The organism is Lactiplantibacillus sp. DA1 (assembly GCF_032681335.1).
Taxonomy (GTDB): domain Bacteria; phylum Bacillota; class Bacilli; order Lactobacillales; family Lactobacillaceae; genus Lactiplantibacillus.
The window spans coordinates 83,341-107,503 of record NZ_JAWHTQ010000007.1 but is presented as its reverse complement, the minus strand read 5'-3'; the positions used below and the strand labels follow the sequence as shown (position 1 = coordinate 107,503).

The 24,163-nt window shown below is 42.0% G+C and carries 22 protein-coding genes and 1 pseudogene; 14 read left to right on the top strand and 9 right to left on the bottom strand.

What is annotated here, in order from left to right; all coding sequences use genetic code 11:
• Nucleotides 1–256: 256 nt before the first annotated feature.
• The 3 genes from RXV91_RS11970 to lpdD all read left to right on the top strand — a co-directional run bounded on the left by RXV91_RS11970 (nucleotide 257) and on the right by lpdD (nucleotide 3,377).
• Nucleotides 257–2,005 (top strand): hypothetical protein, encoded by a 1,749-nt coding sequence (locus tag RXV91_RS11970; protein ID WP_316440037.1) that lies wholly within the window; start codon nucleotides 257–259, stop codon nucleotides 2,003–2,005.
• Between the two features lie 395 nt (nucleotides 2,006–2,400).
• A complete protein-coding gene (locus RXV91_RS11965) occupies nucleotides 2,401–2,964 on the top strand; it encodes a UbiX family flavin prenyltransferase (protein WP_316440036.1) in 564 nt (187 codons plus the stop codon).
• Between the two features lie 2 nt (nucleotides 2,965–2,966).
• A complete protein-coding gene (lpdD, locus tag RXV91_RS11960; RefSeq protein ID WP_316440035.1) occupies nucleotides 2,967–3,377 on the top strand; it encodes a gallate decarboxylase subunit LpdD in 411 nt (136 codons plus the stop codon).
• Nucleotides 3,378–3,679: 302 nt separating this feature from the next.
• Here lpdD and RXV91_RS11955 read toward each other — a convergent pair whose 3' ends face one another.
• Complete coding sequence (locus tag RXV91_RS11955) at nucleotides 3,680–4,120, bottom strand: Rrf2 family transcriptional regulator (RefSeq protein WP_316440034.1); 441 nt, start codon at nucleotides 4,118–4,120, stop codon at nucleotides 3,680–3,682.
• A gap of 184 nt (nucleotides 4,121–4,304) precedes the next feature.
• Between RXV91_RS11955 and RXV91_RS11950 the strand changes: the two genes are divergently transcribed.
• Nucleotides 4,305–4,994, top strand: a complete 690-nt coding sequence (locus RXV91_RS11950) for a TetR/AcrR family transcriptional regulator (RefSeq protein ID WP_060677575.1) — start codon at nucleotides 4,305–4,307, stop codon at nucleotides 4,992–4,994.
• A gap of 203 nt (nucleotides 4,995–5,197) precedes the next feature.
• A complete protein-coding gene (locus RXV91_RS11945; RefSeq protein ID WP_316440134.1) occupies nucleotides 5,198–6,559 on the top strand; it encodes an Nramp family divalent metal transporter in 1,362 nt (453 codons plus the stop codon).
• 26 nt (nucleotides 6,560–6,585) lie between these two features.
• Here RXV91_RS11945 and RXV91_RS11940 read toward each other — a convergent pair whose 3' ends face one another.
• Genes RXV91_RS11940 through RXV91_RS11930 form a run of 3 tightly spaced genes read right to left on the bottom strand, consistent with a single transcriptional unit; the run spans nucleotide 6,586 to nucleotide 7,877 of the window.
• On the bottom strand, nucleotides 6,586–7,227 hold the full coding sequence (locus tag RXV91_RS11940; RefSeq protein WP_316440033.1) for a hypothetical protein: 642 nt from the start codon (nucleotides 7,225–7,227) through the stop codon (nucleotides 6,586–6,588).
• 35 nt (nucleotides 7,228–7,262) lie between these two features.
• Nucleotides 7,263–7,568, bottom strand: a complete 306-nt coding sequence (locus tag RXV91_RS11935; RefSeq protein ID WP_021730556.1) for a hypothetical protein — start codon at nucleotides 7,566–7,568, stop codon at nucleotides 7,263–7,265.
• A 57-nt stretch (nucleotides 7,569–7,625) separates the two neighbouring features.
• Nucleotides 7,626–7,877 carry a hypothetical protein gene (locus RXV91_RS11930; protein WP_033610459.1) on the bottom strand — a complete coding sequence of 84 codons (252 nt, stop codon included), beginning with the start codon at nucleotides 7,875–7,877 and terminating at the stop codon, nucleotides 7,626–7,628.
• A 704-nt stretch (nucleotides 7,878–8,581) separates the two neighbouring features.
• Between RXV91_RS11930 and RXV91_RS11925 the strand changes: the two are divergent.
• Nucleotides 8,582–8,763 (top strand): annotated as a pseudogene (locus RXV91_RS11925) (hypothetical protein).
• Nucleotides 8,764–8,806: 43 nt separating this feature from the next.
• On the opposite strand, the gene RXV91_RS11920 reads toward RXV91_RS11925, so the two are convergent.
• On the bottom strand, nucleotides 8,807–10,189 hold the full coding sequence (locus RXV91_RS11920; RefSeq protein ID WP_316440032.1) for a HAMP domain-containing sensor histidine kinase: 1,383 nt from the start codon (nucleotides 10,187–10,189) through the stop codon (nucleotides 8,807–8,809).
• Nucleotides 10,176–10,880, bottom strand: a complete 705-nt coding sequence (locus RXV91_RS11915; protein ID WP_316440031.1) for a response regulator transcription factor — start codon at nucleotides 10,878–10,880, stop codon at nucleotides 10,176–10,178. Before RXV91_RS11915 ends, RXV91_RS11920 begins: the two co-directional genes overlap by 14 nt.
• A 166-nt stretch (nucleotides 10,881–11,046) precedes the next feature.
• Between RXV91_RS11915 and RXV91_RS11910 the strand changes: the two genes are divergently transcribed.
• From RXV91_RS11910 to celB, 3 genes are all read left to right on the top strand, one after another.
• Nucleotides 11,047–11,334, top strand: coding sequence for a hypothetical protein (locus RXV91_RS11910; protein WP_316440030.1), 288 nt, complete (start codon nucleotides 11,047–11,049; stop codon nucleotides 11,332–11,334).
• 80 nt (nucleotides 11,335–11,414) lie between these two features.
• A complete protein-coding gene (locus RXV91_RS11905; RefSeq protein ID WP_316440029.1) occupies nucleotides 11,415–12,146 on the top strand; it encodes a MurR/RpiR family transcriptional regulator in 732 nt (243 codons plus the stop codon).
• Between the two features lie 302 nt (nucleotides 12,147–12,448).
• Complete coding sequence (gene celB / locus RXV91_RS11900; protein WP_021730562.1) at nucleotides 12,449–13,771, top strand: PTS cellobiose transporter subunit IIC; 1,323 nt, start codon at nucleotides 12,449–12,451, stop codon at nucleotides 13,769–13,771.
• Between the two features lie 277 nt (nucleotides 13,772–14,048).
• Here the strand turns inward: celB and RXV91_RS11895 are convergent, their stop codons facing one another.
• On the bottom strand, nucleotides 14,049–14,426 hold the full coding sequence (locus tag RXV91_RS11895; RefSeq protein WP_316440028.1) for a hypothetical protein: 378 nt from the start codon (nucleotides 14,424–14,426) through the stop codon (nucleotides 14,049–14,051).
• A gap of 160 nt (nucleotides 14,427–14,586) precedes the next feature.
• On the opposite strand from RXV91_RS11895, the gene RXV91_RS11890 reads away from it, so the two are divergent.
• Complete coding sequence (locus RXV91_RS11890) at nucleotides 14,587–14,844, top strand: hypothetical protein (protein ID WP_316440027.1); 258 nt, start codon at nucleotides 14,587–14,589, stop codon at nucleotides 14,842–14,844.
• Between the two features lie 145 nt (nucleotides 14,845–14,989).
• Here RXV91_RS11890 and RXV91_RS11885 read toward each other — a convergent pair whose 3' ends face one another.
• Complete coding sequence (locus RXV91_RS11885; RefSeq protein WP_316440026.1) at nucleotides 14,990–16,021, bottom strand: LCP family protein; 1,032 nt, start codon at nucleotides 16,019–16,021, stop codon at nucleotides 14,990–14,992.
• Between the two features lie 276 nt (nucleotides 16,022–16,297).
• On the opposite strand from RXV91_RS11885, the gene RXV91_RS11880 reads away from it, so the two are divergent.
• The 3 genes from RXV91_RS11880 to RXV91_RS11870 all read left to right on the top strand — a co-directional run bounded on the left by RXV91_RS11880 (nucleotide 16,298) and on the right by RXV91_RS11870 (nucleotide 18,886).
• Nucleotides 16,298–17,692, top strand: a complete 1,395-nt coding sequence (locus RXV91_RS11880) for an FAD-linked oxidase C-terminal domain-containing protein (protein WP_316440025.1) — start codon at nucleotides 16,298–16,300, stop codon at nucleotides 17,690–17,692.
• A gap of 168 nt (nucleotides 17,693–17,860) precedes the next feature.
• Nucleotides 17,861–18,148: a hypothetical protein gene (locus RXV91_RS11875; RefSeq protein WP_316440024.1), complete on the top strand. Its 288-nt coding sequence runs from the start codon at nucleotides 17,861–17,863 to the stop codon at nucleotides 18,146–18,148.
• A gap of 45 nt (nucleotides 18,149–18,193) precedes the next feature.
• The gene (locus RXV91_RS11870; protein ID WP_021730568.1) at nucleotides 18,194–18,886 is read left to right on the top strand and encodes a GTP pyrophosphokinase family protein; all 693 of its coding nucleotides are present in this window, start codon (nucleotides 18,194–18,196) and stop codon (nucleotides 18,884–18,886) included.
• 322 nt (nucleotides 18,887–19,208) lie between these two features.
• Here the strand turns inward: RXV91_RS11870 and RXV91_RS11865 are convergent, their stop codons facing one another.
• Nucleotides 19,209–19,781: a TetR/AcrR family transcriptional regulator gene (locus RXV91_RS11865; RefSeq protein ID WP_316440023.1), complete on the bottom strand. Its 573-nt coding sequence runs from the start codon at nucleotides 19,779–19,781 to the stop codon at nucleotides 19,209–19,211.
• A gap of 180 nt (nucleotides 19,782–19,961) precedes the next feature.
• On the opposite strand from RXV91_RS11865, the gene RXV91_RS11860 reads away from it, so the two are divergent.
• Nucleotides 19,962–24,086, top strand: coding sequence for an MMPL family transporter (locus RXV91_RS11860; protein WP_316440021.1), 4,125 nt, complete (start codon nucleotides 19,962–19,964; stop codon nucleotides 24,084–24,086).
• Nucleotides 24,087–24,163: the final 77 nt, after the last annotated feature.

Below are 24,163 nucleotides of genomic sequence, written 5' to 3'. Positions count from 1 at the left end.
AAGAGACTCAAACCTTCTCATTTTGAGGCAGTCTTGGGTCTCTTTTCTTTTGAAAATAATGACAAGTAACATCCAGCAAGTTATAGTATCAATATTGTGTCTTAGTTTAATTTATTCCCAATAAAAGTATTTTTAACCTGTTGATTCTATTGAATTTCATCGGGTGCATTTTTTACAAAGTAACTATTAATGTAACTTTCGACTTAGTTGCATCAGTTTGGATATATTAATCATATTAGCTAAGGAAGGGCTACACATGTTTATCAAAATAAAAAATAGTCGTTACTTTGAAGCAACCTTAACATTAATAATTATTTCTTTATTGGCTCTCGTTTCGACTTATCCAGCCTTTAGCGGACATTTCTTTGAACTCAGTAATGATGGTGGTGTTCATCTAGTCCGCCTGGAATCATTATATCAAGCATTTAATGTCGGACGAGCTCCGAGCCTTATCAACTTCATCGGCTTTGACAATCAAGGGGTTGCGATGAATGCGATGTACCCCTGGATAACTTTGTTAATCTATATAATACCTCGGCTCATTATTGATAACCCTATGCTTGCACTAGCTATTGGTTTCTCATTGATGAATTTTTTTACAATCCTTAATTCATACTGGCTAGCAAAATCATTGACTCGTAATCGGTTAATCATTTTGTTAAGTGTCTCTATCTATCAATTTAATGCTTATCATCTTCAGCTAATGTATACTCGTGTAGCACTTGGGGAAGCACTAGGCTATACATTTCTACCTTTGATTATGTTGGGATTGTTTCAGATTTGGAATCGAAAAAAACAAGGCACAATAGTCCTTGCAATAGGTATGAGTCTAGTTGCCAACTCCCACATCCTTTCATTGGTGCTATTTACAGTCTTAATCAGTTTCCTTGAAATTATTAGGCTGTTTTGTCGAAAGCTATCTTGGCATGAGTTGATTCAGTTACTAATCGGCGCTTTTATCAGTATAATTATGTCTAGTTATTCTCTATATAATATTGTTGACTGGCTCCTACACAATAAGATGGTGGCGCCTGCTCGACTGATTATTAGTCTGGATCCTTTGACGAGTTTGAATCGCATGTTAACTAATAACATTGGAGAGTTAGCTAGAGGGGCTCACTTAGGTATTATAGTGACCTTTATTTTTCTCTACCTAATTTTACAACTAATTTCAAATCAAACAGGTTCATGGCGCTATTGGATCATTGGTGCCGCAAGTATTTGGGTGTTATCACAGAACTGGATTGATGGTGACTTTCTAGCTAACACCCCAGTAAGTTTATTTCAATTTACAATGCGCTTTCTAACCATTGTCGTGTTATTACTCATGATTGGTTCCATCCTGTTCCTAGTACAAATTGACTGGCACTCATACTCAACAACTCTTTTTATCAGTTTTGTTTTAATCACAGTTGGCATGAGTGGTGTAATATCTGCTCATAATCAAACTAAACAAAATTATTTATGGGCACTGAAACAACCAAAGTCTAGTTCACTTGCACAACAATGTCGAGAGCAATATTTAACTAATGCTAACTACCAAAAGCGATTAGTCGATACACAAGTGCCTGATTACCATATTAAAAAGGCTGAGTCTGTTCAATCTTTGGAAAAAGTGAGTGCTGCGCTTAATTTTGCCGCAGCATCACGTGCAACCAAAAAAACTGTGCAATTTGATGCTGATAATGCTCAAAAGTTCAAAAAGATATTTGCAAACGATCAACTAGTAACTTTTAAATATCATCAGAAGAATATGAAATCAGTTAAGTTACCTGTTATTGGTTACAAAAATGTAAATTATTCGGTTAAGGTCAATGGTAAAAAGAAGGACTTTAAATATTCTGAGGGACAATTAAAAACTGCTCTACCGGCCGGAGCCTCTTATATTGATGTGTCCATAGCGCATCAGTCCAAACACATTGGATTGTTATTGCTAACGGGCATTACGTTCATTGGTAGTCTGGTTTATTTAGCAATTAGCTATTTTAAACCAAAATACAATTAAAATGATTTCAAGGAAAACTTGATCTTCTTTCGAAAAATTGACTTAACTAGTAAATAATTGGAGTGCATTTATGTATTAATAATGCATTTGTTTGATTTTAATTTACTTATTAGCCGGACTTTAACATTTAAACTGATGGATGTGCTTTTTATAGTTAATATAATGAAACAGTTGGTTCGTCGTGGAATGAATAGTAATTCATCATTAAGCTAACTAAGCAAGTATGTATTACGTCTGACTCGGTAATCAGTCCTCTCTATTAGTGGCTTATATTCCATTTAAGAATATTAAGCAGTCAAAACTCGATTTGTTTCAATCGATAGTGCAGGTTAATATAAGGATGAATATTTAATTGAATCACATATTATTAATTAGCAGAAATAGGAGATATTACCATGAAACGAATTGTTGTGGGAATCACGGGAGCGTCTGGTACGATTTACGCGGTTGACTTATTAGAAAAGTTACATCAGCGACCGGATGTTGAAGTTCACCTGGTAATGAGTGCGTGGGCGAAGAAAAACTTGGAGTTAGAGACTGATTACTCGCTCGCGCAGTTGATGGCGCTAGCGGATGCTACTTATCGGGCTAATGACCAAGGAGCAGCGATTGCCAGTGGTTCGTTTTTGAATGACGGCATGGTCATTGTCCCAGCTAGTATGAAGACGGTAGCGGGGATTGCGTACGGCTTCGGTGATAATTTAATATCGCGGGCTGCTGATGTCACGATTAAAGAACAACGTAAACTTGTGATTGTTCCACGTGAAACACCGTTAAGCGTGATTCATTTAGAAAATCTAACAAAGTTGGCAAAACTCGGTGCTCAAATTATTCCACCGATTCCTGCTTTTTATAATCATCCGCAGTCCATTCAGGATTTGGTCAATCATCAAACAATGAAAATTTTGGATGCGTTTCATATTCATAATGAAACTGATCGCCGTTGGGAGGGGGATTAAGGATGGCAACTTTTACGACTGAGCAGGCCGGGTATCAAATGCAAGCAACAGTCCAAGTGATTGGATATGACTTGTTGATCGTCGTTACTGGTGGGACTAATCCCCATATTGGTGACGTGACCACATTGACTGCCAGCACGGTGCCCGAAACGGTTAAGTTTCCCAGCCATGATGGTCGCTTCCATAAAGATAATTTCATTTCGGAACGAATGGCCAAGCGGATTCAGCCTTATCTAGATGGAAGCTGTACGATTACTGCAGGGATTCATGTCAACCAAATTACTAAAGCACAAATAGCAGCTGCGGCACCAATGACCGATGACCTCAGCCGCCAGATTATTAGCTGGTTACAGGCCCATCCCGTCCAGGCTGAAAAGCCGGAATATTATGGACAAGATGAGCAACTGCGGTAGACTAGTGGTGTGTTGAGTACAGAAGAAATGAATGTCACCTTGTCCTAGTAGATATTGCTTGCTGTTTGTCAACTCGCACCAAGTTAGTCGTTTATTGCAATTAAAACTGTACTAGATGAATAATTCAACAAAAAAAGTTGCGCTTCAGATGTCGATTCTGAAGCGCAACTTTTGTCCAAGTTAGGCGTAAAAACGCTAGTATGTTTGAATTTAAACGAGTGGGATTTCAAGGTGAATTATGAATGAAGGTTAGCACGCGTGCTAAGGTGTCGCAATCTCACACCGTCAGCCAATCTGAAAGCTTATTTATGGGCGTCCTTCTTTGCCTGTTCCACCAAGATATTATCGACCACGTCTTGTAAGCTAGTCTTAGCCAACCGTGCTTCCGCCGCCGTTTGCGCGTCTTGATAGTATTGCTTCAGGACGGTTTGAATATTACCGCCAACAATGCAATCCGGGTTGGTTTTAGGATCAACGGCGAGTAGCGGCTTGTCGCCTTCAATTGCATAAAAGACACTGAGTAATGAGATTTGACTTAATGGTTTAGCCAATGTTGGTTGAGCGGTACCGGGTGTTGTGGTAATTAGTCCGGCTTGCCGGAGTTTACTCATTAATCGGCGAACGACGACTGGACTAGTCTCGATACTCTGCGCAATGGCATCGCTCGTTAACTTAGTGTCGGCGTAGATTTTAATGTAAGCTAATAGATGGATTGAGTCACTAAAACGAGTTGAAACGCGCATATTATCACTTCCTGTAACTTAATTGGTTACTATAATTATAAATAAATCTGTTTATAAAAGCAATTAACAAGTTTATTAGCTATAATGGTGTAACTTTTATAAAGAAGGTTGTTTCGGGCGACCGAATCAGTTATGATATAAGTGCCAAAATTGAGCAGTTACTGCAAAAAAGGAGCTTATTAACATGAGTGAAATTGAAACCATCCAGGCGTACTATGCTGCCTCATTGGGGAAGGATGGTCGTATTACCCGGACCCAGCGGCAGATTTTAGCCGCGGCCCTCGATTTGTTTGCAGAAAAAGGCTATGAAGAGGTCGGGACACGTGAAATCGCCGAACGGGCTGGTGTCGCGGAAGGAACGCTTTTTCATAATTTTGTTAATAAAAATGGTATTTTGGATGCGATTATGCAACCAATTGTACAAAACATCTTACCAACCATGTTGAACACTTTGGATCAAGCCGTTTTAGATAGTCCTAATCAGACGCTACAAGCATTCGTTGTTGCACTAGTGCGGGATCGAGTTGCCTTTGCTTCACGTAACCGAGCCTCTTTGGCAGTTATTTTGTCACAATTTTTCAACAATGCACAGGACCGGGCCGCTGTTTTGGGAATGGTCTCACCAACTATTTTGGCACAGGCGAATGAGGCAATGGACCGATTGAAGGCTGCACGGGAACTCGTTGATTGGCCGAATCGAATGATTTTACAACTTGTATTTTCAACTATTGGGGGCTATTTAGTAGAACAGGTGTTATATCCACAATTAACGGATTTGAGTGATGAGCAGTTGATTCATTATCTCAGCGATTTTTTAGTTAATGGTTTGAGCCCGCGGAGAATCCCCTTACAAGATGATAATACCGCGTCATAGCAAGCTTTAGGGACGCCAAATTAATAATTAATAATAGTTGACTAATAGGTTAATGGTGCTATACTACCAAGTGGAATTAAAGTGAGTGCTCAATTAAGGGGCCGCACTGTTGAGGATCACATAGTAGTCCACAACCTGAATTCTAAACCAATAGAAGAGAGGGTTTCATAATGAAATCAGCAAAAACGAAGGATCACGCTAAGATGAAAGCCGCCGAAGAAAAGGCGATTCATTCAACGGGTGCCAATAGTAAGAGCTTGGACGAAGTTAATGGGAGTGTCCGGGTCCCTAAGGATGCCAATTTCTGGCGAACTCTAATTGCCTACACTGGACCGGGCGCGCTAGTTGCAGTTGGTTACATGGATCCAGGAAACTGGATCACATCAATTGCCGGTGGCTCACAATATAAATATGCATTACTTTCTGTGATTCTACTATCAAGTTTAATTGCCATGTTGTTACAAGCAATGGCGGCTCGTCTGGGAATCGTGACGGGTAAAGATTTAGCACAACTGACACGGGAACGAACGTCAAAGGGAATGGGAATCTTTCTGTGGGTCGTCACTGAATTGGCGATTATGGCCACGGACGTTGCTGAAATTATCGGTTCTGGGATTGCTTTGAAGTTATTATTCGGATTTCCACTGATTGTCGGTATTTTAATTACCACGGCCGATGTTCTGATCCTGCTATTATTAATGAAGCTTGGGTTTCGGAAAATTGAAGCGATTGTGGCAACTTTAGTCGCGGTCATTCTCTTTGTCTTCTTGTATGAAGTAATCATTTCACAACCTAACATTCCAGAAATGTTAAAGGGGTATGTCCCAACTAGTCGGATTGTCAGCAACCGGTCAATGCTATTCTTAGCACTCGGAATTGTTGGGGCAACCGTGATGCCACATAACTTGTACTTGGGTTCGTCAATCTCACAAACCCGCCAAGTTGATCGCAGTGATGAAAAAGAAGTTGCCAAGGCTGTTAAGTTCACGACAATCGACTCCAATATTCAATTGTCAGTTGCGTTCGTTGTTAATAGTTTGCTGTTAATTCTAGGTGCGGCACTGTTCTTTGGAACTAAGGGTGATCTTGGCCGGTTCGTTGATTTGTACAATGCACTCGGTAATAGCAAAGTGGTCGGTTCGATTGCGAGCCCACTGCTCAGTATGTTGTTTGCGATTGCACTGTTATCTTCTGGTCAAAGTTCAACGATTACGGGAACCTTGTCAGGACAAATCATCATGGAAGGGTTTATCCGGTTGAAGATGCCGCTCTGGGCACAACGGTTATTAACTCGATTGATTTCGGTCACACCAGTGTTAGCCTTTGCTATTTATTACCATGGTAACGAAGCGAAGATTGAAGATTTACTGACAATGTCACAAGTCTTCCTAAGTATTGCATTGCCATTTGCTATGATTCCGTTGGTAATGTATACAAGTAACCGGGCACTGATGGGGAATTTCACCAATCGCGTTTGGGTTAAATGGACGGCTTGGATTGTGACGGTCATTTTAATTATTTTAAACATTTATCTTATTTTACAGACAGTTGGTCTAGTCAAGTAAGTCGAAAACGAAAAAACGCGTTGCTACTAATTCGGTAGGAACGCGTTTTTTGTTGGCCGGATGGTGAAGGGGGTAGCAGTTATTAAATTTGTTAAACAGGGCAATAAACCAGTTTCAGGGTTATATAAGTCGCAGACGTATTCATGTGGCTGGCCATATTCAGCCATTTTAAGTAGCTGAGACTGGGTGAATTGACACTGATTGGCTGGGAGAATTAGGTCCGGATGACTATGCCGGGCTAGGGGCTGTGCATGGTCGTGAACCAAGTAAGCAAAGTTGGGAGCGGTGTTGAGGATTAGCGTTAAAACACTAATTTCGCTTGGATCTAACTGATTGGCCAATTGGTTGGTTTGGCTCGAGGAGTAGACCATCGCAGCGTATACTTGCGGAGCAATCTCAGGCAGTTGGTGACTGGGCGGTGTCAGTGTGACCGTCAAGCCTAATTGCCAGCTAGCAAGCAATAAGCTGGGAATGGTAACGACTTGGGCTGGGCTTAGTAGGATTGCTTGACCTGCGTGAACATTTTGTTGTTGTAAGCTGGTTTTACATAGGGCCAAATCTTCGAGCATATCGGCCCCGGTATACCAGTTACCATTTAAGTCTTTCAGGACTGGTTCGCCGTATTGGCGTTGCAATTGGCGGGTGATTGCCTTAGTAAGTTGACTCATCGCGGGGCCTCCTTTTGTAATTGTTAGAGTGGGGGTTACTTAGCGTTAGTTAGATACTTCATTTTGGTGATACTTTGACTACTGGCGTCGATTGTAGCTAGAACTTGATTTTGAGACGATTTAACAATGAGTTTAGTTGGTTGAGGAGTTAAATTATGCTTAGGTTGATGCGTGCTGGCACCAGTGGCTAGGTTAGTATCGCGAGTGACTTTGTTAACTAGGGTGGATGAAGTTGGTTCAGAATTAGTAACGGTCGTATCAGCAGAGGCAGAGACTGAAGTGGCAAATAAGGTTCCGGCGGCCATCAAAGTAATCGTTAGTTTCTTTAACATGTTATTCATAATAATCAAACTCCTTTTAGTTGTTATTATTTAGTTACGAGCGCAGTGGGATGACAATTATTGTGCGGTTGGCATTAACCAGTCATTGGAAAGTAGCTGATGAAAATGGCGGCCAAGTGGTACCCATAATTGGGACCTACGAATATTCTTTAACGTATCCCAAAATAGTGGATCTTGTAGTTGGTCATCACTGAGTTTAACTTTGACGAACTCACCATCTTCTGTTTTGGCGATGACAAGTGGGTACGTGACTTTGACTAGTTGGACAGCAGTGATATTTTTAATTTTTGGATCAGTATCTAATAACATATTTATAGCTCCTTAGTTGGTATGAGTCAGTTTTTGTCTTTGAAATTAATTTTTAAGTTGGGTGGTTTGATTGAATGACTACAGTTTACCGGCAATTTGGCATGGTAACTATCGACTTTCCATAAACTTTATCTAAGAAATTCTTAGATTCGAGTTTAGATTGCGTGATTAGGGCCGTTACGTTGCGATTGACGGTATTATAAAAGCTAGTTTTAGACGTTACAAAGCGTCAAAAACTAGCTTGATATTGATAAAGGGTTCCGCGTTATACTAGTTAATTTGTCATGAATCATGATTAAAACATGCCAATTAGTTGGCTTACTATTCGTCAGTATATGCGCGTCCGATGCCGAGCACGTTTCAGCGGGCCGCTCGAATAGCTGATAAACAATCACGCGCCTTGATACAATTGATTGTGGAATATTTGTTGTGTGGAACTTTTAGCTAACCATGGCATTAGTCTGAATCTACTGGTTTGAAACGCTTAATTATTAGCATGGTAACTAAAAAACGAATAGCTGATTTGCAGTTATTGCCAACCCCAAACAATTACAGTTTAAGCTGTTGCTGTATATGAAACAATGACTAGTTTAATTAAAGTTGAGTCCATCAATAACTGCATTCAAACACGATCCCGGCAGGAAGGTATTTCTGACAATGCTCAGTGGTGAAATTCCACTTGGCAAGCGTCCTTTGCTTGGTTAGTGGAAGACCAGTATTTGAGACGTGGACTTCGGCTCAAATCTGTGTCCACCACGTTCCAGCAATTGGCAGGAATGCCTGGAAGCCGGCGTAGAACGCACTAATCAAGTGATTTTTCGTTAAATGCACGGTTTTCGGCGGGACTCAGCTGATAGCTTTTAAACTTATAAATGGCCATTTTTAACCATGATTCATACTAAATAATAACTAGCACAATGCATAAAGAGTTATTTAGTTATTGGCCAACTGATTGTAAAGATACTACCGGTTGGCTGGTTATTGGTGATCTTAATGGTAGCTTGATTCAAGGTTACCAATTGTTGAACAATTGCTAGGCCCAAGCCACTTCCTTCAACTGTTTGTGATCGTGATTGGTCAACCCGATAAAAGCGCTGAAAGACGGCTTGTTTTTGATCATCTGGAATACCCTCACCATGATCAGCTACGGTTAGTTCGACCGCTTGATTGGTCTGTTGCAAGCTTAATCTGACTGGTTGATCGTGTGGTGAATACTTATGGGCATTGTCGAGTAGCGCCACAACGATTTGTTGGATCATCTCAGCGTTGCCTTGAACGTGAATAGCGGGATCAATTGCGAGCTCTAGAGGCTGGTCAATCGATGGTTGATAGTGTTCGCCCAATGTCAATATTAAGTGGGATAAATCCTGATTAGTTAAAACTAATTTGGCGCGGTCAGCTCGTGACAAATGAAGTAGATTTTCAATCAAATGCTGCATTCGTAAAGATTCTTCGTCGATGAATTGCAGTGATTCGGGAATCACTTCTGGGTGAGCGTCACCACGTCGCCGAATTAAGCTAAGGTTACCTCGAATCGCTGCAATCGGGGTTCGCAATTCGTGGGAGGCGTCTGAAATGAATTGACGTTCATGCTGTAAACGTTGATTTTGTGTGACTAATAATTCGTTGAAAGCTTGTCCTAAATCATTGATTTCGCGGGGGCTGGCCGGTACATCTAGGGTGGGCTGATCACTGTCGGGATTGTTCGAGGTGTACTTGGTTGCATGCAGTAACTTGATTGTTGGATCACTCAAGCGAAGCGCTAGTCGGTGAGCCCACCACGTTCCTAAGGCTAGTGCCACACAGGTAACAACAAGCATTAATAAAATCAGGACAAAGAGACTATTTATTAAACGACGCAAACTGACCCACAGCTGGTAAGTATTATGGCCATCTTTTTCGCTATATGATAGGAAAAAACCAAATCCTCGTACATAAACGAGTGGGCCAAGCAGGTTAGCCGGTTGTTTGGCAAAGAATGTTTTAGACGAAGGTGTCGTAATAATCGTCCGTTTGGTTTTAGTAGCCGTAGTTAGGGTCGCTTTTTTCGTTGTTACTCGAATAAAAGCCGGTTGTTTCGTATTCCGGGTCGTTGTATTGTTCCATTGAATAAAACTGGGGACGTCTTTGATATTAGCCTGATTGAGACTAGTCATCAGATCGCGGGCTTCCCGAGTCGTATTAACGGCTTGTTGGGTCCCAACCATAATTAGTGTAATCAGGCTTACGAGTAAAGTAATTGTTAGCATCAGCCGTCGAATAGCTTTGTTAATGAGCTGTTCATAGGTGGGGATAGTTTTAATTTTGGACATCAGACATCGGCTCCCTTAGTTTGTACCCAACGCCTCGTACGGTTTGAATTAACGGAGCCGCACCGGGAGATGTGATTTTATTGCGTAAATAACCGACATAAACATCAACGACATTTTGTTGGCCAAGAAAGTCAGTACCCCAGACTTGATCGAGCAAGTCATCGCGCGTAAAAACTTCGTCGGGGTGGGCCAAGAAGAATTGAAGCAGATCGTATTCGCGATGCGTCAAGGTGATCTCTGAGTCAGCATTCGTGACTCGGTGCGCCTTAGTGTCTAATTGAACATTGTCAAGTTGGTAGACTTGATTAGGTTCGACTTGATTTTCGGCCCGTCGTTGTATGACACGAATTCGCGCTAACAATTCTTCAATTTCAAATGGCTTGGTAATGTAGTCGTCGGCACCGTTATCTAGCCCAGCAACCTTATCGCCAACGTAATCGCGTGCAGTCATAATGATTACCGGTACCTGATCATGCTTGCGAATGCGGCGAAGGACTTCCATGCCGTCAAGTTTTGGTAACATCCAGTCCAGCAGGAGAAGAAGCAATTCATTTTGATGTGCTTGATAGGTCGACATAGCAGCTAGCCCATCAGCTGCTACTAAAACGTTAAAATCTTCAAATTGAAGCTCCTTAGTGAGATACCCCGATAGTCCGTCTTCATCTTCAACAATTAAAATCGTGTTTTTCAATGTCGTATTCCTCCCAATAACCATAATTTATGTTTAATTATAGCGAATAATTATGACGGTTTTCCGATGTTTTGACTTATTTTTGTGGATTTGTGTGAACTAAATGAAAGCATCGTGGGACTTATGCTAAAATTGGACTATGAAAATGGAAGGTAAGTGAGCAAAAATGGGACTTTTTCGTGACGCCATGCAAGCGCTCTATCACAGTGGTCATTATGGTTATAACATCAATGTAAAAAAGACGGCACCGGCCGTTGATCCTAAGGAAGTACCAGCAATTGCAGCGTTAGGCCGTATTAATCGGACGCCTAATTTTAAGACATGGTCAGTTGATTCGCCTTATAAGACAGCTGAATTTACGACTAAGTTAATCGCGGCGGTGGCAACTTGTGATTTGGAAATGCAGGATATTGAAATCAAGCCTCAGATTGATGGTCGCTGGGGTGATCAATAAGTGGAATTTGTTCCTATAAATTCTAATCGTTGTATTAATTTATTTTTAGACCAATTAATCAATTGTAACGGGGTGAGTCAATGTTTTCGTACGATCAAGTTCAGCAGTTAAACCGCTTGGAAATTGAAATTTATAAATATATTGTGGGTCATCCTGTTGAAGTTAGCACCATGACAATTCGGCAATTAGCCGATCATAGTCACGTCTCAGCGACAACTATTTTGCGTTTCTTGAAGCATATGGGCTATGATGGCTACGCAGAATTTAAGTTCACATTAAAAGAACAGTTACGGCAAGATGCCGCGCAACCGTTAGCTCAGACCGTTGTACCGATGCGAACGTTTTTTGACCGCATGAACTTACCTGATATTACGGCTAAACTTCATCGGGTGGCAGAAATAGTCCATCAGGCTCGAATGGTCGTATTGATTGGATCAGGTACGAGTGCCGGTTTGGCAGCTTATGGGAGCCATTTATTCGCTAACTTTGGCTTGTATAGCCTGATGATTAGTGATCCGAGTCAGCCTCATCCAGTTCAGCATCAGGATTTATCGGATACTGTCTTCTTTGCATTATCAGTGTCAGGAGCATCTGAAAATATTATTGAACAGAGTGTTTATTACCGCCAAAATGGGGCGAAGGTGGTTGCTATTACAGCTAGCAGTCACTCGACATTGGCTGGGATTGCGGACGTGGTCTTGACCTATGACACGCCAGAAGTTCAGGCGATTAGTGGCGGTAGTACCTTGTCACAACTGCCAGTTATTTATTATCTGGAGCAATTAGCCATGATTATTCAACCGTTAGCATAAAGGTATTTCAAACCAATTTATGGAACATATTCCATAAACAGAACAATTTCCGATAAGCGGAACAGTACCCATTTTAGAGTGAAAGGGTATACATTTTAGGAATGACAGGTATAATGAGTTTTGTAGGAAACGTATTCATGGGTACAAATGTCAGATGACAGGACTACTTTGTAACGGACTAACTCAATTTTATGTAAACGGTTAACTGCGAGCTAATCGTTGGCTTACTTAAATTATTTTGACTATCCGGGGACGTTCGTTGCACGAATACGTGAGATTAAATTATTCTAGGGGGTCACGACATGAGCGAAAACAATAAGTCGAGCTTTGTTAATGACCGACTTGTCCCTTTCTTTGGTAAGATTGCTGGTTCTCGTCACTTAATTGCGTTACGTGATGGGATGACATTAGCGGTACCAATGATTATTATCGGGTCGGTCTTCATGATCATTGCGCAATTCCCTATCAAGGGTTATCAGACCTTTATGGCCAACACCTTTGGTTCGAATTGGGCGACAATTGTTCAATATCCAACCAACGCATCGTTTCATATTATGGGATTGATTGCGGTTATTGGGATTTCTTATAACTTGGCTAAGAGTTATAAGGTCGATCCAATTTCTGCTTCCATTGTTTCATTAGGTGCTTGGTTCTTAACGATTCCACTAAACACCGATAAGGCTGGTGCATTATGGGTACCGTTAACCCAACTTGATTCAGCGGGATTATTTACTGCCTTACTGATTGGGCTGTTTATTACTGATTTTTACGTCTTCATGGTGCATCGCAATTGGACAATTAAGATGCCTGATAGTGTGCCACCGGCTGTCAGCAATTCGTTTGCTGCCTTAGTTCCTGGGTTTGTTATCTTGTTCTTGATGTGGTTACTTCGGTTAGCCGTTGAAGCATCACCAATGCAAAGTATTCCAAACGTGATTTCATTCGTCTTGGCAAAACCATTGGGCTTGTTAAGCAACACGTTACCAGGAGCTCTGGTTGCCGAATTCGTCGTATGTATTCTTTGGATTTTCGGGATTCACGGTGCTAACGTGGTTTCTGGGGTCATGCAACCAATCTGGTTGGCTGCAATGTCACAAAATGCGGCAGCTTTAAAGGCCGGTAAAGCTTTACCAAACGTTGTCACGCAACAATTCTTTGATAACTTTGTTCATATGGGTGGTTCTGGTGCGACCCTTGGGTTAGCCTTTATGATTGCCTTTGTCTCACGGAGTGCCGAATTTAAGACATTAGGTAAGTTGATTATTGGTCCTGCCATTTTCAACATCAACGAACCAATCGTCTTTGGGTTACCAATCGTTATGAACTATCGGATGGCTATTCCATTTATTGCTGCACCGTTAGTTAACGTCACGACGACGTACTTTGCAATGTCAACGGGCTTAGTTGCTAAGACTGTTGGGGTCATGGTTCCTTGGACCACTCCGCCAATTATCTCTGGTTACTTGGCAACCATGCACATTTCTGGTGCGGTATTACAAATCGTTAACATTGTACTTGATGGTGCGATTTACTACTTCTTCTTCAAGGCCCTAGATCGTGATAAGGTTAAAGAAGAAAAGACCTTCGCTGCCAAGGAAGCTGCTGGTGAAACAGTTAAAGCTTAATTTATGATTGTGTAGTGATGAATACCACGCTTAGCAGATTGTTTTCAAATCTGTTGAGCGTGGTATTTTTGTTAGTGGTTAGATGAAGCTGGCAGTTAAAATAATAGGCCTTCGATGGAAGCTTTAGAAAGAAGTTAATGTTTGGTGTGCCATTTAGCGTCAAGCATAGAACATACTAGGTAACTGATTATGTTGATGGTGTGAATAAGCCTTAAAATGCAGCATAGCGAATTAAAAAGAGCTAAACAGTCGTCGAGCACTGTTTAGTTCCTAATTATTAGTGGGTATGAAACTGTGGGTGCAGCATCCGTGGGTGGCCGTGGTCAGTTCCTTTGTACTGCAATAACCAGTAGGCGTTTTGTGGCAAAGCGCTACGAGCAATGATGTGTGCAACAGTGTAGCGAATGGTATCAGCATTAGCGTTGGTCCACAGGCGCCAAGTCGGTAGTTTGGCAGCATGCACACGTTCCCAATCACCCAGTGTTTGCTCGTTAGCCGTTAAGGTATTGAGCAGTTCGGGTCGTTCGGTACCAGTTAGTTCAATATAGTAACAATAGGCCTGCGAATGCAGAAAGGCGGACTGACTCATTGGCGAGAATGCTCCTTTAAGGTGGATTTGTAAGTTACCGTTTAAATCAATAATCTTATTTACCACAATGGTACAACCGTTTGACTATTTTGACTAGTTTTTTTGCTTACTTTTATTAAAATGTAATATTTAAACTTGCAATTAAAAATAATTGAGTGTCAACCCTTGACCTGAAACGCGTTTCATCGCTTATATTTAATGATGAAAATATTAAAGGAGGGTTGCGATGATGGAGACGGGAATTTTAAAACAAATTGACTTAACAACGACAACCGAACGGTATTTTTTTGTACGAGCGCAACGACTCGCAGGGTATATCTGGATTCGCTCAATTCAAAAATTTAAACCATTGGAATTAACGTTCCGAATCAGCGACTTACGAGTAAACCAGTACCAGGCAGTCGCTGATCGTGGTGACATTAAATATGAATTTAATGATGATACGAATGGGTTAGTGAGTCAACTGGCGGTTTGGGCGCACTAAAAGCGTGATTGACTGAGAATGTTAAGCCGGGTCGGTGCCCATTAACTCGTGACTAAGTAAAGCAATAACTAACGTAGACCAAACGGGTCCTAGCTTGGAAAAAATGATTTTCAAGTTGGGACTCGTTTTAATGATGGTTTTGATGTTACTTGGTGTTATCAGTATAAGTGATCTTGTCTAAGCCTTGTGTATCGTAGTTAAGATTCGTTTTACCATCGTAACTAGTATTTTTAGCATTCAACTTAGTTTCTATATTACTGAGCGTTTCCGTACTTAGTCCTAACTGAGTGCGTAAGTGATCAGAAGTTTGTTGTAAGGTCTTGGTGCTAAGAATCTGGTAGGAACTAGTATTGATCCAAGCCGGTAAGCCGACGACTTGTGTTGAGTGGATATGTTTCATGTTGGCATGGTCATGGGTCGCTAGGCCGACGAGGTCGTCAAAACTCAAATCGGTCTGTAAGTTACCCTTTAGTGAAGATAATAATTGATTATAACGACTATACGTTTTAGTATCAGCAAGCTTGGTTAGTACGGCACGCATGACTTGTTGCTGACGTAATTGTCGCCCGTAGTCGCCTCGTGGATCTTGATAACGCATCCGAGTATAGGCGAGCGCCTGAGTCCCGTTTAAGTGATGGCGGCCCTTAGTTACCGTAACGTGGTCAAATGAGACGTTCATGGGACTAGTAATTGTAACGCCACCGACAGCATTGACAATCTGTTTGAGCCCACCCATATTGATCGTTGCGTAATAATTGATTGGGACGTTGAAAAGTTTGCTGACACTTGCTTTGGCCATCTTAGAACCACCAATATTGTAAGCGGCATTGAGTTTTTGAACATTGGTATCTTGGTCACCAGCCATTTCGGCGAGTGTGTCGCGTGGAATGCTGGTAATCACCGTTTTTTTAGTCTGGGGATTAATCGTCACAACCATAATGGTGTCAGAATTCCCTTTATCAATACGACCGTCCGCCCCGGTATCGACACCTAGTAATAAGATGCTGAGTGGCTTGGCTGTGTCAATCTTGGCACTACTATTGCCAGTGTAAATGGTTGACTGGTAACGGGCCTGTGCTTGACGAATAATTAAACCAATCGCAATCACTGCAATCACAATAATGATACTGACCGCAATAAGCACTGGCCGTAATTTTGAAGATGCTGAATGCCGCATATTCAAATCCTCCCTTAATTGAAGTCGTTGTGTCATTCTCCGTGTTAGCGACCTCTTGTAATCTTGAAAACACTGTTTCTAGCATACCCGGTTAGTACGATCCCGGAAAATACTTATTTTGAGTGTACTTAATTTAAAAAATAGATACCAGTCACTTGAATTGGATTGTAAACTTAGCAAATCAGATTAAAAGCTTGCGGACAGGATTACGGCAGAAACGTGGTTGTTGGCTTATACTGACATTGAACTTAAATATTTAAAGTGAGGTCTTATAATTTGACAGTCTTTCGTGCGTTTTCTAACCAAGAAGTTTTAGATTATTTAGCGGCCCAAGTCACTGACGGGCGCGTTTTAACTGACGAAACAACGCTTAATAAGTATTCCTTTAGTCCCCGGTTAACAGATGATGATAGTGGTCTAGCCTTAGCATATATTGAAGCCCAGTCGGCTAAGGATATTCAGGGTACGCTTAAAACGGCTCGTAAGTATCATTTAGCGGTGATCCCACAAGATCAAACGACTAGTACGGTCATTGGCGCTGATGGACTAAAAGATAGCCTGATTCTGTCGACGGCTAAGATGAATCACATCCTTGAAATTAGTAAGGCCGACTCGGTAGCCGTCGTTGAGCCTGGTGTTATCAACGGTGATTTAGATCAGGCCGCCCGCAAGCAAGGGATGTTCTATGCACCAGATCCTGGTTCTAAGCCAATCTCTGGGATTGGTGGTAACGTGGCGACTAATGCTGGTGGTATGAGTACAGTCAAGTATGGGGCTACAAAGGACAACGTATTAGGTGTGAAGGTCATCTTAGCAGATGGCCGTGAAGTGAAGTTAGGTGGCCGAACATTGAAACAGGCCTTTGGTTATGATTTAACGCAATTAATGGTAGGTTCGGAAGGGACACTTGGAATTATTACTGAAGTAACCGTTAAATTATTACCAATTCCACTAGGAACACCAGTAATGGGGATTGCTTTCTTTGATAATATGACGGCATTGGCGAAGGCTGTTACGGCGATTCGTATCTCAGGCGTTTATCCGACGATGTTAGAAGCTCTTGATGGCAATACGGTCGCAGCCCTTGATCGTTATGAGAAGACGCACTACGCCAAGGATAGTGCGGCTATGCTGATTTTTAAGTTGGATAATGGGGGCCAAGCTAGCATGGCTGTCGTCGAAAAGTTGTTGGCGGAGCAACAGGCCAGCAATGTGACGATCACAACTAAACCCGAAGAACAGACTGAGCTTGAGCAGCTACGGCGGGACATGTTACCCGCGGTCTTTGCTGGACAGAACCATATTATGGAAGACATGGCGGTCCCGTTATCGCAATTGGCGCCTTTAATGGACTATATACAAGACCTGTCGCAGCGCTTAGATGTTGAAATTTATACGGCCGGCCACGCTGGTGATGGTAATGTCCATCCGACCTTGGTCTGGCCAACGTCAGAAACCAAAGTCCCTGAGAAAGTGGTTATCGCCTTGCAAGAGATGTTCAAGAAAACCTTGGCGCTTGGTGGCACAATCTCTGGGGAACACGCGGTTGGCATGTTGAAGAATCAGTGGAACAATGCTGAATTAGGAGAAGATGTCGATATGTTACAACATCAGATCAAGGCGCTCTTTGATCCGATGAATATTTTAAATCCAAAACGTAAAATCAACTAAGTGACATCGCTAACAAAGCGGTTAAGTTTTGGTAGCAGTTGCTGGGCAGATATTGCATAACTTAGCGTGATTGCCTTATTATTAAGGTAGTATCATAAAATGAGTTGTTGGTTAATGAGTCACTAAGATGCAGGCGGTGGGGGTTAACCGATATGAAGGAGGACCTCAGTGATACCTAAAAGTGCACGAATCCGGCTTGAATTTGATGCTGAAGTGTTGCGCAATGAGATTTTTGACGTGCACGACTTTGGCAGCTTTCAAAATTTTTGGCACCGATTTGAAAATTTCTTGGCGGATCGGATGGTCGTTGGTCATTTGAATGTTTTAGAAGGTCGCGGCTTAATTCCTAGTGATTTTGCGGACATCGATGGCCAATTAGCTTATCAAGTCGGTGAGGCTAATTACCGGATTGCTTATGATCAGATTGCCCGTGAGTGGACGGTTACCATCCGTTAAGATAGATTTAAGAGAGAATAGAGTCTTATATTGGAGCGATATTGATTGAGCACAACAAATTCCCAACCAGGTGCAGATAATGACCAGCTTTTACCAGCACCACCGGAACTTTTGCAAGCCGTTGATCAGTTGAAGGCTTATTCATTGCGCTATGAAGTGGCAATGAAGCTGGTCTTGGATAAATTGGATTATATTAGTCGTGAATACGAATTGCGCTACGGCTATGCCCTAATTGACAGTAAGCAATCACGAATTAAGTCACCCGAGAGTATTGTCGGCAAGATGCAACGTAAACATTTACCACTAACGCTGAATGCCGTTTTTAATAATTTACATGATATTGCGGGTATTCGGTTAATTGTCCGCTTTTTAAGTGATGTGAAGACGGTTGAAGATTTATTGGCAACGCAGGCAGACATCAAGGTGTTACGGGTGAAGGACTATATCCATCATCCGAAAATGAATGGGTATCAAAGCTTACATTTAATTCTTGGTGTGCCAGTCTACACGGTTGATGGCCCCAATATTATTGAAGTTGAACTACAAATTCGGACCATTGCGATGAACTTTTGGGCATCGTTGGAACATGAACTAAATTATAAGAAGAATGTTCCGCATCAGGACGCGTTAAGATTATCATTGACCAAGAAAGCCCAGTTGATTACTGAGTTAGATCAGGAAATGGATGATATTAAACGGCGGATGTATGAACCCAAGACACCACCTAAAGAAGTATAAAAGATCCCAGGCCGCCTTAGCTGTAAGCAACTAAGGCGGCCTGGGATCTTTTTGGTGTGGCTTGATGTAGGTCAAGTTCTAAGCATCGTGCAATTCGTCTCCAAATATTGAGCAGGCGCGTTGTGCGAGTTAACCATGATTCATGATTGGTTAGTTAACACAATCCGTGGCGCATCAATTTTGAAGTTGGATTACTTTCGCTATTGTGGGTGCCATGTTACTTTTAATACGCGAGATAATTCTTAATGGCCCAAAGCATAACTAAATTAAATAGCAACGATTGGTTCGGCCAATTAACAATTAAAGCATGACACGTCCTTGGTTAATGATCTGCCAATTCCTTGACGGGTTTGCCGCGATACCACCAGTCATTAATGAAGCGTGCCAATTCCTTTGGGGATTCGTGGAGACCGGTCTTCAACCAATAGCGCACGACGCCCACGATACCGTTAAGGTAGTATTCAAACATGTATTCTTTTTCGCGATTACCGATACCGTCGACCGGGGCTTGATTATGCGCTAAGATCTCGCGCTTAGTCGTTGCGATAAAGCTCATTAAGAAGTCTTGGTCGGTTGTCAGAATGAAAGAAGTTACGGCATGCCGTTTTTTTACGACTTCGAAGATGCCGGTTAGGATCGCTTGCAAAGAGTCGGGATTGAGATGCTTGTCGATGACCGCCAGTAATTCCTCGGTAGCGTCTTGTTCCATCTTTTCCATGCAATCCTTAACGTCTTCGTAATGGGCGTAAAAGGTGCCCCGATTAATGTCGGCAGCTTTGCAAACAGCAGTCACGGTAATTTCGTCCAGTGACTGGCGCTGAAGTAAATTGATTAAACTGTCTTGAATGAGACGTTCGGTCATTTGCGAACGACGGTTGTTTTTTGTACCTACCACTGAAGTTCACCTCATTGTTTGAACAATATAGTATGGTTTGTTTATTTAATGACGCTTTTATGAAAATTGTTGGTTGAAATTATAACTGTTTTCATTTAACATGTTGTTATTATTTAAACACATTGTTGATTAAATGTCACGATGTCGTTTTAAGAATCTGAATTAGGGAAGGGATATAACGTGAAAGGGAGCCGTAGACGTTTTACAATCCAAGCGATTGTTTGGCTAGTTGTGATGGTAGCGGCCATCATCTTCCTGCCAAACATCAGCAGTCTGGTACGTGATAAGGGCCAGACCAAATTACCAAGTAGTGCGAAGAGTCAAGTTGCACAAGTTATCCAAAATCATTGGGGGCGTAATCAGAATAATACGCGCCAAGTAGTGGTGGTCTTCAATAATGGAGATTCGCCATTGACGAGTGACCAGAAGCAGGCAATCGATGGGACGATTCAACGCTTCAAAGTCCAAAAATCAAAGTACCATGTGAAGTCAATGACGGCCGCTAGCGACAATGCTGCTGCCAAGAAACAGTTGATTTCAAAGGATAAATCAACCGAATTATTACAATTAATGGTTGGTAAGAATCAGACCGTTGCGAACATGACGAAAAATATCACCGCCGGAGCTAAAACGACTGGTGTTAAGACGTACGTGACGGGGAGTGATATCTTAAATGATGATTTCACTCAAGAAACGGAAGCTGGCATTCAGAAGACGGAAATTATTACCGTGATTTTCATCTTCATTGTGTTAACGTTAGTTTTCCGGTCACCAATTGCACCATTAGTGTCGTTGTTGTCAGTTGGGGTGTCATTTATCATTTCGCTAAGCGTTGTGATGAACCTTGTTGATAAATTTAACTTTCCTTTATCGAACTTTACCCAGGTCTTCATGGTCGTGGTCTTGTTCGGGATTGGGACCGACTACAACATCTTACTGTTCGATCAATTCAAAGAAGAACTCAGTCATGGCGATAGTCCGGTCGCCGCGACTGGGCGCGCGTTAAAGATTGCCGGACGAACGATCCTATACAGTGGATCGTCACTATTAATTGGGTTTAGTGCCTTGGGATTAGCCAACTTCTCGATTTACAAATCGGCGGTTGGAGTGGCCATTGCGGTGGCAATCTTACTGGTCGTCTTGTTAACATTAAACCCATTCTTCATGGCTATCTTAGGACCACGGTTATTCTGGCCAACGAAGAAGTTTGCTGGTGGTAGTACGAGCAAGATGTGGCACGGCATTGCAGCGTCATCAGTTCGTTACCCAATTATTGCGCTAGTCGTTGTCTTAGGAGTTTCGCTGCCATTTATTTTAACGTATAACAATGAGCTGAACTATGATACGTTGGCTGAATTAAACGATACGATTCCAGCGAAGAAGGGCTTCCAAGTTGTTCAAGATCATTTTTCCAAAGGGACCGCTGAACCGTCTACCTTGTATATTAAGACAGATCATGCCTTAAATAATGAAAAAGATCTAAAAGTCATCGACAGCTTAACGAAACAGTTACAAAAAGTTAAGGGTGTCAAAACGGTGGCGTCCGTCACCCAACCAGGTGGCTCACAAATTGACCAATTGTACGTTGGCAATCAATTAGGTACTGTCACTAGTGGGATGAAGTCTGCTAGCAAGGGGCTAACTAAGATTGGTAGTGGGTTAGATAGCGCCAATAGTAAGTTGAAGAGTGCCGATATGAATGGTAGCGCTAAGTCAGCTAAGAAGTTAGCGGATGGAGCGGATCAAGTATCCAGTGGTGTCGTTTCATATACGAATGGTGTTTACACTGTTAACAATGGTTTAAACCAATTGAATAGTAAGACCGGAACTTTGTCTAGCGGTGTTAATCAGTTGGTCAATGGGTCAGGTCAAGTTACTAGTGGTGCTAAAACTGTAGCATCAGGAAACTCAACTCTGGCAACTAATTTGGTCACTTACACAAACGGTGTCTATACGGTTAACAGTGGGCTTAATCAGCTAAATAGCAAGACTGGAACTTTGTCTAGTGGTGTTAATAAGTTGGCCACTGGAGCTAATTCATTATCTAGTGGATTAACGACTGTGTTCTCAGGCACTCAAAGTTTATCAAGTGGACTGTCAGAGTTGAATAGTAAGAAAACTTCAATTTCTGATGGGACAGCTCAGTTAACAACGTCAATTTCCGCGTTACAACAAGGTTCAGCTACTTTATCTGAAAATCTAGCTGCCTTGGAAAAAGAGGTAAGTAGTAGTAACAGTTCTATAGATACCAGTGAATTACAAACATTAACTGATCAATTAAAGAAGATCAATACGAATTTACAAACTGTAGTTAATACCCAACCTGATATTAGTAGTGTGGAGAAAGTTGCAAGTATATTCTCTAAGACAAACGTGGATGCAATCTCAAATGATATGGCAACAATGAAGAGTGCCTTATCAAGCGCGGCAAGTCGGGATGCTACTTCAAGTTCAACGACAGCTAGTGTGAATGCAAACTCAGTTGCTTCTGCTGCATTGGCAGCGGCTGGTTCATCCGCAACGTCGGAACAAAAGGCGGCTATCAACTCAGCGGTTACTTCTGAAGTAAATGCTCAAAATAGTTCGAATGCCAATACAAGTTCAACTGCAACAACCAAAGCGGGTGCAGTAACAGCGAGTGATGGTCTGACAGCATTGGCAGATATGCAACAGAAGCTAACGGCTTTGAAAGAAGCATCCAATTCTCTGGATGATTTAAGTACTAATCTAAAGAATTTAGCAAGTGTACAACAGGTTGCCTCCGCTGCTATCAAAGGAAACCAGGCTTCATTACAAGCAATTCAACAAATTTCAGAAGCAGCCACGAAGATGCAACAGATGGAGATTGCTGTTGCAAAGTTATCAAGTGGTTCTTCAGAGCTTACAAATAACTTGTCGAAACTCCAAACAGGGGTTAACACCCTTGCAACTAGCCTTAATCAATATACAGCAGGAGTTGCAACAGCATCTGCAGGTGCATCTAAACTCAATACTGGTGTAAGCAGTGCTTCAACCGGTGCAAGTCAACTTTCTAGTGGATTAGGTTCATTACAAGGCCAAATTCCAACGTTGACTAGTGCGATTAGTGCGTTAGATGCTGGAACTAATAAGCTTACTAATAATTCTGCTGCATTAGTTTCAGGTGCAAACCAGTTAGCATCTGGTGCAAATCAAGTTGCTTCTGGTTCATCTCAAGTAACATCTGGCTTAACTACTTTGAAAGGCCAAGTACCAACGTTAGTTAGTGCAATTAGCGCATTAGATGCTGGGACGAACAAGTTAGTTGCTAATTCTGCAACCCTTAACAGCGGTGCCTCACAAGTTGCCTCTGGTAACGAACAAATGTACACCAGTATCCAAAGCTTAGTAGGTCAGATGCAGACGCTCCAAGATGGTTTGAAGACTGCCAGCGACGGAACTAAGACAATCAACTCTGGTGTTGGTTCAGCTAACAGTTACTTGACTGGTTTGAAGGACTCAGCGGCTGCTAAGACTTACTACGTACCAAAGAGTACTTTAAAGGGTAAGACTTACAAGTCTGCTTTGAAGGCTTACATGTCTGGCAATAACCATGCAACGAAGTTAACGATCGTCTTGAATGAAAATCCAAGTTCGAAGTCAGCGATGGATAAAGTAACGGCAATTCAAAAGCAAGCAACGAACAGCTTGAAGGGAACCGCGTTAGATGGTGCCACCATTGCGATTGGTGGTCAAACGTCTGAAACGAATGATACCCAAGCAATTGCTTCGAGTGACTTTATTCGGACTGCTGCGATTATGTTAGTCGGAATCTTGATTGCCTTAATGGTTATTACGCGTTCGGTCTTACAACCGTTCTACATCTTAGGGACGTTGTTATTGGCTTACATTATGTCCTTGAGTATTACCCGGATCTTGAGCAACTGGTTCTTGGGTCAAAGCATGTTAACTTGGAACACACCGTTCTTCGGGTTCATCATGTTGATTGCCTTAGGGGTCGATTACAGTATCTTCTTGATGATGAAGTATCGTGAATTTGATAATTCGGCTGCCACACCAAGTACTCGAATTGTCAGAGCTTCCGCTGTTATTGGGGCCGTGGTCTTATCCGCTGCCTTGATCTTGAGTGGGACGTTCGCCGCCTTGATGCCATCCGGTGTCTTGACGTTGATCCAAGTGGCGATGGTCGTGATTATCGGTTTGATTATCCTGGTATTCGCCATCCCAACAATTATTCCAAGTTTGATTCGCTTAACTTATCCATTGACGGATCGGATGGAAGACGAAACAACTGCTGAAAAGCAGACCAGACGGAATCATCAATAAAATAGCTAAGTTATGCGATAATAAAGTATAACCAACTGGCGTCGTTCAACCACTGGGTTGGGCGGCGCTTTTTTTTA